At 65.8% G+C, this 1,461-nt stretch carries 2 protein-coding genes; both read left to right on the top strand.

Features of this window, described 5'->3' with window-relative positions:
* A partial coding sequence (locus tag FNH05_RS38705) for a hypothetical protein (protein WP_186382948.1) occupies window positions 1-292 on the top strand: 292 nt, incomplete at its 5' end.
* 2 nt (window positions 293-294) lie between these two features.
* Window positions 295-1,461: WXG100 family type VII secretion target (locus FNH05_RS37300; RefSeq protein WP_425458536.1), on the top strand; the 1,167-nt coding region annotated here is incomplete at its 3' end.

Here is a 1,461-nt window from a genome sequence, read left to right as displayed (position 1 = left end):
CTATCAGGCCGATACCGGGCAGCTGAGCGCGGGAGCGAACGCTTACACGCAGGAAGGCAGCGCGATCAGCCAGGCGGCGGGGAAGCTGACGCCCACGGTCGCCGCGGGCCAGGTCGGGCAGGGCTTCCAGGACGTGGCGGGCAAGTACGCCGAGGCGTTCGGCAAGTTCAAGGATGGCGTGGCGAAGTACGGCACCGAGGTCACCCAGTTCGGTGGGACGCTGAGCTCGGCCGCGCAGAAGTACTCCGACAACGAGCAGGCCCAGCGGCACGCGATTCCCGGGCAGGACTGACCATGGCTGTCGACAACCCGCTGTACGCGCAGAACGGCTTCGAGGCGATGCTGGCCAAAGATGCCGCCCCGAAGATGTTCACGCCGGACGACATCAAGGAAATGCGCGCCAAGCTGGACGACCCGTATGTCTCCCGCGAGGCCAAGCAGGACATGCTGTACGCCCTGTCGGACATGAACGCGATCACCCCCGAGGAGATCGGCAAATACTCCGGGCTGAACGGCCTGGACACGAACGACATCCTCTTCGGCGGGCGCGCGCCGATGCAGAACCTGAAAAACGGCCAGATGGCCTTGAAGGTCGCGCGCGAGCAGTCCCGTACGGGGGCGGCGAAGAAGGCCCTCGATGACAGTCAGAAGCGGCTCGACGAGGGGAAGTTCAACAACTCCGACGAGATCATCGACCAGGCCGATGTGGCGCTGAGGATCTTCGACGACTTCTACCCCCGGTTCGCCAAGGCCGGAGGGCAGGCGCCACAGGGCGGTGCGGCTGCCCCGGGCGGAGGTCTGGACCCGCAGAGCCTTCGCGAGGCCACCAAGCAGTTCCGCGGTATCGACTTCACCGCCTTCAAGACCGACGCGGACGCGCTGACCCAGGCGGGCAAGGCGGTCACGGACGCCGGCCAGCAACTGGCCTCGGCGTGGGGCACGAACATGGCGGACTGGCAGGGTTCCGCGGCCACCGCGGCGGGCAGGTTCAAGTCCAAGCTAGACGGTGCGGCGGGCCGCTTTTCCCAGGCGCTGGGCAACGCGCCCGCCACGATCACCCAGGGCATCGACACCGTCGAAAAGCAGGTCGTCGACTTCGCCAAGCAGGTGCACAACATCTACGGCGACGGCCTGATGGCGCACCTTTCGCCGCAGCAGGTCGACGAACTGTTGAAGGCCAAGGATGAACTGCCCGGGGTCATCTCCCAGCTGCAACAGAAGATCCAGGAACTGAACAACCGCAGCACCTTCGACAAGGTCGCGGGTGCGGTGATCGGTTTCGCCTTCGGCGGCCTCACCGGTTTGCTCATCGGGGTGCTCGGGATCAGCGTCGCCGACAAGATCACCGAGGACAACATCCAGGAGGAGACCCAGAAGTACCAGCAGGCGCTGGCCGACTCGCAGACGAAGCTGCAGATGTTCGTCACCGACTACTCGACCAAGGCCGGGGCTGTCCAGCAG

The sequence above is a fragment of the Amycolatopsis rhizosphaerae genome (assembly GCF_007713715.1).
Lineage (GTDB): Bacteria > Actinomycetota > Actinomycetes > Mycobacteriales > Pseudonocardiaceae > Amycolatopsis_E > Amycolatopsis_E rhizosphaerae.
This window is presented reverse-complemented; position numbering and strand designations above follow the sequence as displayed.